Below are 15662 nucleotides of genomic sequence, written 5' to 3'. Positions count from 1 at the left end.
CAGCTATAATGATATGTGTAAGAAAAGGACCACTGCACAAAAGCAAGATCTGTGCGGCAGTCCTTTTCTTATATTCTTCATTTCCTGCGAATTACCCGTTCTGTTTCTCTTTCCCAGCCATACATGCTGCGATCCGTTCCACCTCCAGTTTCGGCGTTCTGTCTGCATACAGAAGCCCGTTCGTCTCCTGTTCCACATCGGTGAGCTGTGTATAACAGAAGCCTGCCAGGCCGTTTATCCCGTTCACTGCACTGGTCAGTCTTCTCAACCGCGCTTCAAATGCTTCCGGCCCTGCTGCCTTCTCATGATATCCCCAGGATTCCTTCTTTCCATCTTCCATAGCGATCCCGCCGAATTCTGATAAAAATACCGGTTCCCCTCCATAGCTGTGACCCTCACTCAACACCATTTTCCCGACCGCCGTCCAGCGCGCCAGTTCAGCCACGTCACCAAACTTCCCGGCCAGGATTTCTCCGTCACTCTCATAATCATGAATTCCCACAAAATCGGCTTTTACAGCTTCCCAGCCATCATTGGTGCTGACAAGACGATATGGATCCAGCGCCTTTGTGTAGTGGTAAAACGTCTCCGCAAAATGCTGCTGCGCCTGATCAAACAGGACATTTCGGATTCCCCAGCTCTCATTGAACGGAACCCACGTAATGATGCAGGGATGGTTGTAATCCCTCGCTATCACCTCTCCGTACTCATGCAGCAGCGCCGCCATGCCTTCCCGGCAGAATTCGTAATTGGAGGGCATCTCCTCCCACACAAGAATTCCCAGATGATCCGCCAGATACAGAAAAACCGGATCTTCGATTTTCTGATGCTTGCGCACTCCGTTAAAGCCCATTGCCCGGACCAGCTCCAGATCCTTTAAAAGTGCCTCGCCATCCGGCGGCGTCATGAGGCTGTCCGGCCAGTATCCCTGGTCAAGAACCAGGCGCTGGTACAGTGGAAAGTGGTTAAGCAGAACATGATTCCCTTTCACTTCAATGGAACGCATGCCAAAATACGTCTCCACCCGGTCGCAGACCGCCGTCTCCTCCAGATACTCTAGTTCCAGATCGTAAAGCTTTGGATTATCCGGGCTCCAGAGGTGTACCGTATTGTCTATGGGATCCTCCGGCTGAATGGCTATGACAAATTCGGGACGTTTTCCCTTTACTGTCACAGTTCCTGTTCCGATATTCCTGCCTTCAAATTTCAGCTTCCATCGGACCGCCCCGCAGATCTCCGGTTCCGCAAAGCTGATTTTCACCTTCACTTCCCCCTGATCCGGAAGCGGAGTCAGCCAGACATTCTCCATGCGGCGCGGACCCGTGATCTCCATCCAGACACTCTGCCAGATTCCGCTGGTGGCCGTATACCAGCACCGGTCCGTCTCGATATTCCAGTGCTGTTTTCCCCTGGGCTGGGCTGTATCGTAACTGTCGCGGCACATAACCGTAACTCTGGCAGTTTTCTCCACACGGCTTACAAACGGCGTCATTTCCACAGAAAATGGTGTATGGCCGCCGCTGTGGCTTCCCGCCCACCGTCCATTGATCCAGACTGCCGCCTCATAATCCACAGCTCCGAAATTCAGCCAGAGTCTGGCATCCTCCGCCTGCTCTTCCCACGTAAATTCCCGTTCATACCACAGGCACGTATGGCTTTCCGTCTCTCCAATTCCGCTTTTTAGGCTCTGGTAACAGAAGGGTACTGTGATTTCCCGTTCATAGGAATGGCCATTCTGCCAGCCTTCCCTCATTCCGTCATTATTATCATCAAATGCGAATTTCCATGTTCCATTCAGACTCCTAAAGCCCCTCCGGTAAAAATCCGGCCTTGGGCTGGCTGCTTTTTCTCTGTCAATCATTGTGATTCTCCTCTATCTCATTTTCCCCGTCCAAAAACATGGGATCACACCCATACCGGCCCATCCGGTTTCCATAGATGATACAGCCTCCATCGTCCGTTTCGATCACCAGTTCCGTATTTTCTTCCAGCTCCACCGGTATATCATACCGGAATCCGTAGCCGTACGTCCCGGTCCGGCGGTAAGAGACACTCCCCTCTTCCATCGCCCGGGCATTGGAAAACAACGCCCTTTTATCCCATGGCTGATCCGGAAGAAGGAACTCCCCGCACAGTTTCCCCTGTACGTAGATTCGAACTTCTGACGGATACCTCTTCTCATCGGTCAGTCTGGTTCCCTCCAGACACTCGCAGGAAGACATCTCAAGCCTTAATATCCTGCTTCCGCAGAAATTCTCCGGAACCTGAATATGCCAGGTGACGCGCCCTGAACCAGACGCCCACCAGACGCGGCGTTTATCCGTGACCAGCCTTCCGGTAAAACCGGAAAACATCTCTCTGTCCGGTTTCGCCGGATTCCAGTAAAAGACTGCCGGATCCGTCTCCTCCTCCTCCGTCTCCTCCTCCTCCACCTCAAACTGAACATCATGCTCACACAGAGTAGCTGCGCCGTCTGTAATCCAGGCAAACAGCCAGGCTCCTTTTATCCCTTCCGGTATTTTCACTTCGATTTGCCCCGGATCCCCCGTTTCCAGCCATGGGACTTTCATCGTCACCTCGCCTCCGGCCAGTTCCCGTTTCCAATGTCCCAGATAATCCACCCCGGCCAGGCTCCAGCATACGCGAAGCTTTTTGCCTTCTGGCTCTCTTCCCCGGATTCCGGCGTAAACCGGCACCTTTACAAGTGCTCCTGCCCTCACTTCCGTCAGCCACGGCCTCGCCAGAAAGATAAAATCCGCCTGATTTGCCTGATCATATCCGGCCGGCGTCATATCCCCATGCATAAATCCGAAATCTCTTCTGGTACGCCGAGAGGTAAAAGGACTGGTGTCCTCGTTCTCCTGAGATATCAGATTCATCCGCACATATCCTGCAAACCGGCAGATGCGGACCAGACGCTCAATCTCATTGGTATGCACAAACTCACTGATCATAACCGGTTGTCCTCTCTGGCAGTCATTTCCCGTAAATTCCGTCTCTTTCAGCGGATTTCTGCAATTTCTCTGCAGGAGATCAGCCACCACGTCCTTCTTCATCAACCGGCGATTTTTTTCGTTATAACAGTTAAACACCGATCCCGGATAATTCTGTTCCTCCAGTCTTCCAAAAAAGTCCATCGCATCCGCAAACTCTATGGGATAGCTGTGATAATCGAGAATATCCGTCTCCCCGGTCTTTCCATACCCGGAGTTATCCACCACCAGAATTCCCGGCGCCAGCTTTTTATAAATCCGTGCGGAAGTACGAATCCATGCCTGGGCCTCACCGTTGTCCCACGGACTTCGCTCGTGGTCCCCCAGAATCCCCCATGACTCATTAAAAACAGAGCACATCACTACACTGGAATGATAGTTCTGTTTCTTCGCCATAGCCTTCATCCGCCGCAAATGCAGTCCCCGCCACAGCGGATCCTTCCACGTTCCATAGAAGCAGGAAGGAATCTCGTCCCATACCAGAATGCCTTCGCGGTCACAGGCCGTGTACCATTCCGGCTCATTATCCTTGATATGCATCCGGATCATATTGTATCCGCATTCTCCGGCCGCCCTGACGTCAAAGGAAACACTCCCCGGTTCCCCGCCCGTCAAAGACGGATATGTATAGATCCCCCACGGATTATATCCCTGATCTAAAACTCCGCGTAGATAGACCGGTTTTCCATTCACTGTCACATAAGCAGTTCCGTCTTTCACAGTCTTTTGTCCCACACGGCGGAATGCGGTCCATCGCTCATACGTCCCCTGAAAACCGTCTTTTCCATAAACGGAGGCTGAGAGCAAATATCGGTTCGGTGCTTCGGGTCCCCACTCCGCAAGCCCCTTTCCAGCGATCTCAAATGATGCCTCCAGTATACCGCGGCTGTTAACTGTCAAAGGTTCCACGATTTCTGCCATTACGTCTTCCCGTGGAATATGAAGCTTCAGTTCCAGTGTATCATTCAGTTCCACCGGCCCCGCCGTAACACGAAGAATCTCTAAATATCCTGCCGAATTGACAAGCCGGGCCCGTTCTGACATTCCAGCGGATCTCGCATAGACAGTCAGGCGGTCATACCCATCGCCGTATGTCGCGTCAAACTCCATAAGAAGTGAAGTCTCTCCGAATTCCAGTACTGCCTCCGCGCGTCCCTTCGGCGCCAGGTAAACGAAATCCAGGCGGTATAGAATATCACTTTCGGTATCCCACGTAAAATTCCATGACCGCGGTTCTGTATCTGATCTCTCTGAAGAAATCGTACGCACCTCGGACATGATCTCCGGATTTACCTCCGCCTCCACTCTTCCGCAGAAACGGATTCCATTGTCCTCTCTGCAGTAATTATCCACCAGTATATCGCTGATCCGAACCTTCCGTTCTTCTTCCAGCCAGACATTCTGCCAGATCCCGGGGCTGTCCGTAAACCAGAATCCCTGTTTTCCAAAACAGCACTGATCTCCTTCAAACGGATACAGAACCTTAACGGTCAGCGTATAGCTTCTGTCTGCCTTGAGCCGTCCCAGCCGGAAACGGCAGGGCGAATAAAAGTCCACGGTACAGCCAATTTCCTTTTCCTCCAGCCAGACCTTTGCAATACCCGATACCGCCCCCAGCACCAGCTGAACCCTCGTATCGTTTTCCACGGAAATCGTCGTCTGCATCCAGGCTGTACGTCCCTGTTCTCTCCAGTTGCACCGAAACGCAGACGCCTGATGCAGAGAATAATCATCGGCCAGAAATTCTTCTCCAAAGGCTCTTAAAGACTGCCAGGAACCGGGAATCCGGATTCTCTGTTCATATATGTGCCTGTCCGGCAGATACCATTTCTCCTTTTCTCCTATCTCCAACGGATCCAGTGAGAATTTCCACACTCCATTTAAGGAGGTCAAAAAACAGTCATTGGTTATCTCCCCCTGTGGAACCGCTTCACGGCTGTCCTGCTGCCAGTACGGCTCCAGACACCATCGGTACGCGCCGTCTTCCTGTCCTTTCAGTACATATTCTGTCTCATATTCTGTTTCGTGTCCCTCCCTGTCTTCAGACGCAAAGCATGCAGTGATGCCATGTTCCACCAAAAAATGGCAGAATCCCTTTCCCTCTGCCCCGCCAATCATCTCATATTCTCCAACAGGCAGACAGCCAAGATCGAAACAGCCAGTTTCATCGGTAAGTCCGTCATGCCCCTGGATACCGGCTGCATGAAGCCACACCTGGGACAGCGGTCGTCCTGCGCCGTCTACGCATATCCCCGCCATCCGTACTCCGTGTTCCACCCCCTGCACCCGGTATTTACCCATGGCTGTCCCCGCTTTTGGAGATGTGCCCCTGTCATTAACCGCCATCACCGCCAGCCGTGCATACGGTTTCCTCCAGGGAACAGCAATCACCGTATGCCCAATCACCGTCTTACCGTCGCAGGTCACCGAAAACCCCGCTTCCGACGATGCGATTCCCAGCCGAAACGGTGTTTTTCTGGTAAATGGTGCGGACGCGGCTGTAAACCAGCGTTTCGGTCCGTCATAACGGAACGTATCCCCCAGCGGTACGCCATTCGGGATCCGCAGCTCCATCATTCCATTTCCCACAACAGCCAGAATATACCGGTCAAAACAGCCGTCTCCAAAGTAAAGGCCAATTCCTGCTCCATCCTGGATATCAAGAATCTCCGTCTCAAACTCACAGGAAGCCGCGTCCACAAAAAACGAGGAAAGAAGCAGGTGACCGTTTCTGCATCTGTCGTATTCCTCCAGATAGATCGTGCCGTCCTCCAGATAATGACAGAATAAGTCTGCCGGGCTGTTCATATTCATAAAATTCCACTCGGCCTTATTGAAAGCTTCTTCCATGCTTCTATCCCCGTTCCTTTCTTTTTGTTCACTGCCGCTTTCCGGCGCCTTAATTCTCCACTTTCGCCATCTCGTCGTTGAATTCCTGTTCCATATTGGCAAGCGCCTCCTCCGGAGTTACCTTTCCCGCCATGGCTTCCTGAATATGGAATTCCATCACATCGTTTAGTTTAGACGAAATATACGGTACATCCACGTCGGCCAGCGTCTTTGCATACTGGAAGGATTCCATCAGCGCGCCGTACAGCTGGCTGGACTGTGCGACTCCCGGCACCTCATAGGTGGAAGTACGGCATGGATCCATGGTATTTTCAATTTTTAACAATTCCCCATCCTTTGAGGTCATAAATTCAATCAGCTTCCAGGCCAGTTCCTTATTTTGGCTTCCTGCTGATATACCTACTCCCCATCCTCCGAGAACAGGGGTCTTACCGGGAGCAACCGCCACGCCAATCTTATCCTTAACTGCAGAAGTATCCGACTGGCATGTCAGCCACAGGCCGGGCCACTGCTCCATCATTGCGGCATTGCCGTTTGCAAAGAACTGATTGGCCTCATCCCAGCCCATCTGCATCCACTCCTTCGGAGCATATTCCTGAAGCTTAAGTACACGGTTCAGTGCATCAATGCCCGCTTCATTGTTCATGTTCGGCTTTAAATTCTCGTCCACATCGTCGCCGCCGCGGTTGATCCACAGCAGTCTGGTACAGCCCTTCAGCATATTAGTGGAATAGCCATAGTCCACAGGAGATTCCGGATTGATACTCTTTGTAAAAAACTCTGCAACCTGCATCATCTCCTCATTCGTTACCGGCACTCTAAGCTCTGTCTGATACTTCTCCTGATAGGCCGTTTTTAAGGACTCATCCTCGAACAAATCCTTTCGGTAAAATAACAGCTCTACGTCAGGCTTATAAGGAATCGCACAGAGCATGCCGTTATAATTTCCATACGTATCATACAGTCCCGGAAGGAAATCTGAAGTATCGTAGGATTCGCCCGCATACTGGCTGATCATGGCGTCAAGCGGCTCGATCTTGTCCGCCTTTGCGAAGCTGTGCAGGAAAGCAATAGGTGCCAGCACCACATCGTAACGCTTTGTGTTGTTTAAATCCAGCTGCAGCTTATCGGTAAACTGCTCACCCGGGATCGATTCCACCACAACTTTAGCTCCTGACAATTCCTCAAACAACGGAACCACATCACTGACCGCCTTTTCAAAATCGCCCGACATGACCGGAACCGTAAGTGTCTGCCCTGCATACTGTCCGTGAAGTGTTCCGTCCAGATCGATATTATCGAGCGTTTTTCCGTACTTTTCGATGGTTTTCTTTTCAGGGACTTCCGTCCCCCCAGCCGCTTCCGTAACCGCCGTCGTCTCCGCAGTTGTCTGCATTTCCTCAGATACGGCCACCTTACAGCCCGTCAGGCCCATCGCTGCAACTGCCGTACAGGCCGCTGCCGTTGCTACTCGTTTCCATAATCCATTCCTTCTCATCATCACTTTCCTCCTCGTTTGATATGTCTTTTTTGCTACTCCCTTAACCTTTTACGGCACCTGCCATCGTACCCTTTACAATGTATTTCTGTGTCGTCATGGATAAAATCACAGCCGGAATCATCGCGATCACACCCGCTGCGGCCAGCGAGCCGGAGGGAGTATCCTTATGGGTCTGTACCATACTCGCAATGCCGATGGGCAGCGTCTTCTTCGCATCAGAAGACTGAAGCACCAGTGCAAGGCCGAATTCATTCCATGCACCGATAAACACCAGAATCGCAATTACCACGAGTCCAGCCTTTACTAACGGCAATGCAATCTTCATGTACATCCCGTATTCCGTGCACCCGTCGATCTCAGCTGCTTCATACAGCTCGTCCGGTATTTCATAAAAGAAGCTGATGGACAGCCAGATCGCCAGCGGCAGTGCAAATGATATGTATGCCATGATGAGTCCTGTCATGGTATCCAGCAGATGGATTTTACTGTAAATAATATAATACGGTATGGTATACACCAGAGCCGGAATCATGCGGACTGCGATCACACTGTTTTTAATCATTTTATTTCCTTTAAAATGATACCGTGACAGTCCGAACCCTGCCATGGTAGCCAGAGCCAGCGAAATAACCGTGGTACTTACCGCCACCAGCATACTGTTGGAGAAGAATGTGGCGACATAGGATTTTCGGAATATCTCAATATAATTATCGAGATAGAGCGTATCAATCCATAAAACAGGCCGTTCCACGAATACCTGCGCCTTCGTCTTAAACGATGTAATAATCGTCCAGTAGACCGGAAAGAAAAAGAGCACACCCAGCAAAAGCAGAATGATAAGGAGTCCCGCGGACTTTACTATTTTCTTCTTCATAATTATGCCTCCCCTATTCTTCTTTTCCGGTAAGCTTCATAATCAGCAGGGAGAACAGCACAATCAGCACGAAAAAGATAAATGCGCCTGCCGAGCCCTCGCCCACGTTGTAATACCGGAATGCCATCTTGTAAATGGTAGACGCCAGCGTCTCTGTCGATGTCCCTGGCCCGCCATTTGTTAAGTTGTAGACAATATCAAACATACGGATAGCATCCATAAAACGCATGGTCAGCACCAGAACGGTAAAATTCCTAATTAACGGCATGGTCACCTGGAAAAATTTCTGTCTCCAATTCGCACCATCGATGGTCGCCGCCTCTAAAAGTTCCTCTGGAACCGTCTTCAATGCAGCCATAAAGATCAGCATGCAAAGCGGTGTCGTAGCCCATACCTCTACAATAATAAGCGCGATTCTGGCCGGAATCACAGCGGACAGCCACTCCACCCGGTCAAGCCCCATGGAAACCAGCAGCCCGTTGAGCACACCGTAAATAGGCGAGAACATCAGCTTCCAGATAGTGGCAATGACGATCGGTGCAATCATCATCGGTATCGTAAACACAGTCTTCATCACTTTCGACAGCCTGGGGAGAAAATTCGTCGTGAGAACCACAGCCAGTGTCATACCGAACAGCAGATTCAATGCCACGGCGGAGATCGTAAAGATAAATGTCCAGCAGGCCGAATCCAGAAACTGCCTGTTCGTCAGAACGCTCACGTAGTTTTTCAGTCCGATAAACCGTATGGTATCTGTGTTCATGGATGTGTTATAGTGGAAGAAACTGATTCCAAACGAATACAGCATTGGTATAACTGAAAATACAACTAAAAATAAAACTGCCGGAGAGATAAATACAAAAGCCGCTGTCCGTTTTGGCTTATTCAGTCTCCTGCCCTTTCCCTCTTGCATCTGCAACACCTTCCCTTCATCTGGACTCATTATACTATTTGGACAGTGTAATTAATATACTAACCTTAGTATAAAATAGATTATCTTCTAATTTTCCCAGGTATTCGTGGCCTGTTTTGGATATTTTTTACAATATACTTGCTTTATTTTTCCAATCTAACTATAATTATGGTATGCAATACCTTTCACCCCTTATCCGTAAATAGTATACTAAGTAAGGAGTAACTGATTATGAACAGCATTCCACTCTATAAACAGATCATTGAAGATATTCTATCCAGAATCCATGACGGCAGTCTGCAGCCTGGAGACCGGATCCCTTCAGAGCGCGAACTGGCCGAGCAGTATCTGGTGAGCCACATCACCTCCAAGAATGCGCTGGCAGAACTCGCAGACAAGGGTTATATTACCAGGCAAAAGGGCAAGGGTTCCTTTGTAAGCCCCATGGAGCAGTTACAGATGATTGCAGAGTTTAACAGTACCATCAATCACCGGACCATCCTGAAAGCAAAAACCATCGGCCTGATCATGCCCTCTATGAAGACAAGCATCGATCAGCAGCTTCTCAACTGTATCGAAAAAGAGCTAAATGACACCGATTATATTCTTGCGGTCACGATCACCAGAGAAAATCAGGAGTTGGAATCTGCTGCCATTCATAAACTGAAGGAACGCGGGGTCAGCGGTCTCATCATCTTTCCGACAGAACACGAAATGTATAACGAGGACATCTTAAAGCTGAATCTCACCGATTTTCCCTTTGTGCTCATCGACCGTTATCTAAAAGGAATCCGATGCAGCTGCGTCTATACCGATAACGAGGAGATTACAAAAACTGCCGTCCGTCATCTCCTCTCCCAGGGTATCGTCCAGCCGGCTTTTCTGTCCCCGGACAGCCATAATACGGTGACGAGCGACCGGCTGTCCGGCTTTAAGGCGGCGCTGGAGGAGGGCGGTTTACTTCTGCCTCCGGAACATCAGTGTCTGATTCCCCTGTCCGTCACGGACCCCGCCGAAAAAGAGGCACTTCTGGCAAAATATCTCGACAGTCATCCGGAAATCGACGGCCTTTTCTGTGTCAACCGTGAATTCACGAAATACATTTCCCGGATTCTGGACCGCCGCGGCTGGTGGGACCGCTACCGGATTACAGCTTTTGATTATCCCGACGACCGACGCATCTCCCATGTCAGACAGGACATCCCTCTGATCGCCCAGGCGTGTGTAACTAGACTAATCCAACTGATCCAGGGAAAGAAGGAATACGGCCATATCATCATCCCCGCATCATTTGTTCCCCAGGACACGAAAGTTCCCCCTCCCGCCAAATGAAACGTTCGGCACTCCGGACAAAAAAATCCTTTCCAGCCCGCCGTCTTTCTTGCCGGAACACTGGAAAGGATTTTTTATGAATTTATTTTATTACCCCATTGCTGCTGCACAGACAGATAGAAACGGGCACCGTTTGATTTGACATTCATACGATACCCGTTTCTACACTATCTCATCCATTGGACTTGATACCTCTTTTCTCTCATGTTTTTTTGTACCTGGTACTTTCTCTAACATGATCTATATGAAATTTTTCCCTCTCTCCGTTGCTTTTCTACCTCATCTATGTTTTTCGTTTATTCTCTTACTTTTTCATTCTTACTATCTGTTCATCATTTCGTATTTCAAAATTTTCTTTCATTCCTCATTATACTTTCTCGTCATATAACAAAGATGATTATTCTTTTGTTCTACTTTTTGAATCAATCATAGTTCTTTAAACATTTCATAGATTTTATCTTATACTTTTGATATCAGCTCTTTGATGTTCCTCTTTTGCTTTTATCTGATAAGATTGGTTTTCCAGCATCGGCAGATCGGTTTTTCCTTTTGCCTAATTTATAATATAAATTATAAATTAAGCTAAATTACTGTTTCTGGTGGACTGTACCTCCTTCTTCTATATTTTTGATTCTTAAGAGTTTGTTTCTTCTCCTTTTTCTTTAGGAGTTTTTGTTTTCTTATCTCTTATCTCTTATCTTGGCTTTATTATAGCGTATGAGTTTTGATTTGTCAATACTTTTTCTTTATTTTTTCATTGTTATTTGCTAATTTTCGAATTGTATATAATTATTGCAATTGTTTCTATTTTTATCCCTTTATTTTTCAGTTTTGCAAGGTTTATTTTTTGAATATTCTGATTTTATTGTCTTTTTTTCTTTTTAAGCACTGCCCTTTTTCCGTTTTCATGCCGGGAATCCATCAACAGTTTCTTCTATAAATCCGGCTGAATGGACGAATGACCTGCCGTCTGCTATAATACTTATAAAAATGATCCAAACAGCGAGTCATTAAATAGTTTAGAAAACCTGATGATATGAGGAGGTACGAAATGGAGAAGAAAGATATCGTAAAATATTTCTACGAGACTGTAGTTTCAGAAAACCTGCTTGATGAAGTTCCACACTACGTATCGGAAGACTGTGTGGTAAAATCCGGTGAGACCCTCCTACCTGTGGGAGTCAGCGGTATGAAGCAGCATCTGGCGGAGGTAAAGAAGACTTACCCGGACTATACAATGAAGATTATAAAGCAGTATACGGATGGAGATTATGTGATATCGGAATTCATAATGGAAGGCACCCATGAAGGAGAATGGATCGGCATAAAACCGACACACAAAAGGCTTTCCTTCACAGGTGTTGATATTGACAAAGTCATAGACGGAAAGATCGTTGAGCACGGAGGCGCGGTAAATACCTTTGACACTCTGTATGAGCATCATCTCATAAAACCGGTATAGCGAAATGGCATACAAAAATGGGTCTGCAGTGTCTCTCACACGCCCTTTTTCTTATCACAGATCACAAATCTCTGCTGATCTTCCACTTTCCCTTTAAATAAAAGCCGAGAGACAGCACCGTGGCAATGGTCCAGCCAATGGGCCACGACATCCAGATCCCTTTCGCACCCAACGGTCCGGCAAGGGCAAAGGAAATCAGGACACGAAGAATCAGATCGGCAAATGTGGCAATCATAAAGCAGCCCATGGCACCGGAGCCCCTCAGTACGCCATCCGCCATCAGCTTCGTGGCGACCACCACGTAAAACGGAGAGACAATCTTTAAAAATGTAATCCCCGTATTCATGGCCTCTCCGCCGGTCTGTTCCATAAAGATTGTCACTGACGGCGCACCGAAGAAAAAGAACAGGACCGTAAACGGCACGGCCACACAGAACGCCATGAACCAGCCGGCCTTAAACCCGCTCTTCACCCGTTCCTCCTGCCCCGCTCCGATGTTCTGGGCCGTGAAGCTGGAAAGTCCGTTTGCCAGCGTCGTAAACGAGGTAATCGTGAAGGTATTGAGCTTCACTGCCGCGCTGTAGCCCGCAATCACCGGGGAGCCGAAGCTGTTGACCAGTCCCTGGATAAACATATTTCCCACGGAGATAAAGCTCTGCTGAAGAATGCTGGGGACTGCAACCACACTGATCTTTTTCAGCATGTTCCAGGAAAACAGCGGAAAACTGCCTTTCGTCTTTACCTCTGCAATTCTTTTATGTACAGTCAGAAGTGCCAGAACACAGGCTGCCCCCTGGGCGATAAAGGTCGCCCACGCCACACCTGCGACACCCCAGTGAAAGACGATGACGAAAATCATATCCAGCAGAATATTCCCCAGGGAAGATCCAATCAGAAAGTAAAGCGGCGTCCTGGAATCCCCCAGCGAAGTAAAGATACCCGTACATACATTGTAGAGATACAGAAACAGAAATCCGCCGATATAGATTCGCAGATACAGCGCCCCATCCGAAAAAATGTCCTCCGGCGTCTGAATCAGGTTCATCACCGGATGGCAAAAGATAAACCCCAGAGCCATCAGGCCGAGACTCAGCGCGATACAGGCAATCAGCGTCGTATAGATGGCCGTCTTCATCTCTTTCCACCGTTTTGCCCCGAAGAGCTGGGAAATGACGACTGCACAGCCGATGTTGCTGCCTACCGCCACCGCCATAAAGATCATGGTGATGGGATACGACGCCCCAACGGCTGCCAGAGCCGCCTCACCTGCAAATTTACCAGCCACCACGCTGTCCGCAATATTGTACATCTGCTGAAAGATCACGCTGACAAACATGGGGATGGAGAAACGCCAGAGCACTGACGATGGTTTTCCTACCGTTAAATCCTTTACCATTGTTCTACCTCTTTCCTCACTTTTCATACAAGGATAGATTATACTACTACTTTCAGGCGATTTACAATGGATTTTTCATTTTTCTCACTCCAGAACCGTCATCCCGAACGGCTCTGTCTGAACGGTCCTGCGGCCGGATGGTGTGCAGATCACTGTTTCCTGTTCCTTCCCGCTGTTGTTGATCACCACCAGTTTGCCGGAAGCCGGATACCATGCACATTCCGTATCGGAACTGTCTGTCAGGTAATTCTGGTTTAACTCCAGGCCCATCCCGCTTATCATCAGGTTTAACAGCATTCTGGTATTCTCCGGCGTCACCTGGAAGCTGCTGAGATAGAACGCAGTACCGCTTCCGAAACGGTGGGATGTGATGACAGGAAGGCCGTCCTCTTCCCGGAGCACCTCCGTGTCCGCGCTGGTTAAAAAGATTCCTTTTCTGCCGCGCACGGAAGCACCGGCCGGAATCAGGCCGCATGACTCCGTCAGTTCGTATGTCCGGCGTCCATGACACACTCTGGCCCCCGTATCTTCATCCACTCCCAAAACTGCAGCCATACGGAAATACGCGGCAGCCCCCGGAGCCGCCGACGGCTCGCCCACTCCGAGGAATACGCCGCCCTCATAGACCCAGCGCGAGATTTCCCCGGTAACTTTACTGTCAGCCCAGGCCAGCCCGCCGCTCCAGGCGCTCCCTGCAGCTCCGGCGTTAATCAGGACATCCACGCCCTCCAGGCAGCCCGCCTTCACATCCTCGAAATTTATAAATTCCACGGAAACCGGCAGCCCGGACAGAGCCTCGTTGATATGGATCAGATCATGCATATACGTTTCGTGAAAATGGCCGGAAAGCGTCCAGGAACGCAGCTTCCCCCAGGAATGGAGAACCGCAGCCCGGATCGGCAGTGTATACACGCCTCCCTCTTCGTGGAAGGACTTGATCAGCCGGAAATCATCCGCGACCGTCTCCATGTAACTGCAAAAGTCCGGAAACTCTTCCACCAGATGGAGATACCCGCCAAGACCGATCCGGTCAATCTTCTCTCTGAGCAGCGCACGGCGCACACGGATCCAGTATTCTTTCGCATCACGGACCGGATCTCCCCCTTCACAGAACGTGGGGGCTCCCCCCAGTCCCACCGGGAATAAGTAAGGATGAAGCCTCAGCTCATGCGTTTCCACCTCCACTCCCGCACAGAGTCTGGCCTCATAGCCGGAAAAGACGCATTTGATCAGACCGTCAAAACCGAACTCCTTAAAATGGTCATGATACGGTTCCAGACCCACCCAGCTGTCGTCATAGAATACGTACGCCTTCTTTCCATAGCTGTGCACCAGTTCCACCAGACGCTTCCCGAAATCCACAACAAAACGATTTACAAATGCCATGTAATCCAGCTGGCGCCCGGAAGGCGGCATATGGGTGACATGGAATTTCCCCTGGTTGATGAAGTCCTCCGCAGTCAGACTGTAGCCGTACTCCGCCTCAAACGCTGCGAGCATCGCAGGACTGACGGTAAAATCATAGGAGCCCCAGTCCGTAAACAGATTTCTCTTTTTTTCATCGCTTCCCCACATCCAGACGAAATTGTAAAACAGTGAGGTAAAGCGGACGACTGTTGTCACCGGATGAGAGTCACACCACTCCTTCAGCCAGCCGTATAAGTATTCCCTGGTCTCCTCATGAATTGGGTCCACCGGCATCAGATGCTCTTTCTCCCAGTTATTTGTCACATGGTTATACATCGAAATTTCTTCCCAGATGCGATATGCCAGAAAGCTCACCGTATAGTCATGAAACGCACGGGCGCCCTTCAGAACCACGGTTCCGCTTTCTTTCTCATAATGCCAGAAGCCGCGGGGCACCTCCCTGTCTTCCGTTCGGTCGTAGACCTGCCAGCGGGCGAACGCCTCCGGGCTGTCATTGACTTCAAACTGTTCGGCAAAAAAGTCCTCCATCAGGTGAATCTTCAGTTCATCTCCTAACGCCGTCCTGGGTTCTGTCATCAGAAACGTCTGCTGAAGCTGGTCCCTGTGGGTCCTCGCCCACTCATTGTGGTCACGTATCAGGCAGATGGTGGAATAGATCCCATATCCTGCACTTGTGATCTCCTCCGACAGCTCTGTACCGTCACTGTCCCTGATCACATCGGCTCCCCAGCGCTCCGCCAGTTTAAGCGTCAGCTCCTCATAACCGGCCTCTCCCGGCAACGTAAAACTTCCCTTTTTCTTCTCCATGGTTCCTCTTCTCCTTCATAGTCTTTCTTTCCTGATTATATAAAAATGGCCGTGCTCATTTCCAGTCGGAGCACGGCAAAAGCTTTGCAATTTCGATCATTTATAG

General features: G+C 49.6%; 9 protein-coding genes. 2 read left to right on the top strand and 7 right to left on the bottom strand.

Annotated elements, in window-relative coordinates; translation table 11 throughout:
* Positions 1-91 precede the first annotated feature (91 nt).
* Genes NE473_RS24580 through NE473_RS24560 form a run of 5 tightly spaced genes read right to left on the bottom strand, consistent with a single transcriptional unit; the run spans position 92 to position 9131 of the window.
* Positions 92-1861: a glycoside hydrolase family 2 protein gene (locus NE473_RS24580; RefSeq protein ID WP_055649538.1), complete on the bottom strand. Its 1770-nt coding sequence runs from the start codon at positions 1859-1861 to the stop codon at positions 92-94.
* On the bottom strand, positions 1854-5843 hold the full coding sequence (locus NE473_RS24575) for a glycoside hydrolase family 2 TIM barrel-domain containing protein (protein ID WP_055649539.1): 3990 nt from the start codon (positions 5841-5843) through the stop codon (positions 1854-1856). Before NE473_RS24575 ends, NE473_RS24580 begins: the two co-directional genes overlap by 8 nt.
* 49 nt (positions 5844-5892) lie before the next feature.
* Positions 5893-7344, bottom strand: a complete 1452-nt coding sequence (locus tag NE473_RS24570) for an ABC transporter substrate-binding protein (RefSeq protein ID WP_055649540.1) — start codon at positions 7342-7344, stop codon at positions 5893-5895.
* A gap of 40 nt (positions 7345-7384) precedes the next feature.
* On the bottom strand, positions 7385-8218 hold the full coding sequence (locus tag NE473_RS24565) for a carbohydrate ABC transporter permease (protein WP_055649541.1): 834 nt from the start codon (positions 8216-8218) through the stop codon (positions 7385-7387).
* A 13-nt stretch (positions 8219-8231) separates the two neighbouring features.
* The gene (locus NE473_RS24560; RefSeq protein ID WP_055649542.1) at positions 8232-9131 is read right to left on the bottom strand and encodes a carbohydrate ABC transporter permease; all 900 of its coding nucleotides are present in this window, start codon (positions 9129-9131) and stop codon (positions 8232-8234) included.
* A 231-nt stretch (positions 9132-9362) separates the two neighbouring features.
* Here NE473_RS24560 and NE473_RS24555 point away from each other — a divergent pair, with 231 nt between their 5' ends.
* Together NE473_RS24555 and NE473_RS24550 are read left to right on the top strand one after the other, a co-directional pair.
* Positions 9363-10463, top strand: coding sequence for a GntR family transcriptional regulator (locus tag NE473_RS24555; RefSeq protein WP_055649543.1), 1101 nt, complete (start codon positions 9363-9365; stop codon positions 10461-10463).
* A gap of 1051 nt (positions 10464-11514) precedes the next feature.
* On the top strand, positions 11515-11925 hold the full coding sequence (locus tag NE473_RS24550; protein ID WP_039891711.1) for an ester cyclase: 411 nt from the start codon (positions 11515-11517) through the stop codon (positions 11923-11925).
* Between the two features lie 61 nt (positions 11926-11986).
* Here the strand turns inward: NE473_RS24550 and NE473_RS24545 are convergent, their stop codons facing one another.
* Positions 11987-13321, bottom strand: a complete 1335-nt coding sequence (locus tag NE473_RS24545; protein WP_055649544.1) for an MATE family efflux transporter — start codon at positions 13319-13321, stop codon at positions 11987-11989.
* An 84-nt stretch (positions 13322-13405) separates the two neighbouring features.
* Positions 13406-15556, bottom strand: coding sequence for a 1,3-beta-galactosyl-N-acetylhexosamine phosphorylase (gene gnpA, locus NE473_RS24540; protein ID WP_055649545.1), 2151 nt, complete (start codon positions 15554-15556; stop codon positions 13406-13408).
* Positions 15557-15662: the final 106 nt, after the last annotated feature.

Origin of the sequence: Hungatella sp. SL.1.14, assembly GCF_024460495.1 — a bacterium.
Lineage (GTDB): Bacteria > Bacillota > Clostridia > Lachnospirales > Lachnospiraceae > Hungatella > Hungatella hathewayi.
This window is presented reverse-complemented; position numbering and strand designations above follow the sequence as displayed.

Bases quoted from the DNA above. Each gene is read 5' to 3' on its own strand.
- NE473_RS24550 (WP_039891711.1), top strand. From the start codon at position 11,515: ATGGAGAAGAAAGATATCGTAAAATATTTCTACGAGACTGTAGTTTCA.
- NE473_RS24565 (WP_055649541.1), bottom strand. From the start codon at position 8,218: ATGAAGAAGAAAATAGTAAAGTCCGCGGGACTCCTTATCATTCTGCTT.
- NE473_RS24575 (WP_055649539.1), bottom strand. From the start codon at position 5,843: ATGGAAGAAGCTTTCAATAAGGCCGAGTGGAATTTTATGAATATGAAC.
- NE473_RS24560 (WP_055649542.1), bottom strand. From the start codon at position 9,131: ATGCAAGAGGGAAAGGGCAGGAGACTGAATAAGCCAAAACGGACAGCG.
- gnpA (WP_055649545.1), bottom strand. From the start codon at position 15,556: ATGGAGAAGAAAAAGGGAAGTTTTACGTTGCCGGGAGAGGCCGGTTAT.
- NE473_RS24555 (WP_055649543.1), top strand. From the start codon at position 9,363: ATGAACAGCATTCCACTCTATAAACAGATCATTGAAGATATTCTATCC.
- NE473_RS24580 (WP_055649538.1), bottom strand. From the start codon at position 1,861: ATGATTGACAGAGAAAAAGCAGCCAGCCCAAGGCCGGATTTTTACCGG.
- NE473_RS24570 (WP_055649540.1), bottom strand. From the start codon at position 7,344: ATGATGAGAAGGAATGGATTATGGAAACGAGTAGCAACGGCAGCGGCC.
- NE473_RS24545 (WP_055649544.1), bottom strand. From the start codon at position 13,321: ATGGTAAAGGATTTAACGGTAGGAAAACCATCGTCAGTGCTCTGGCGT.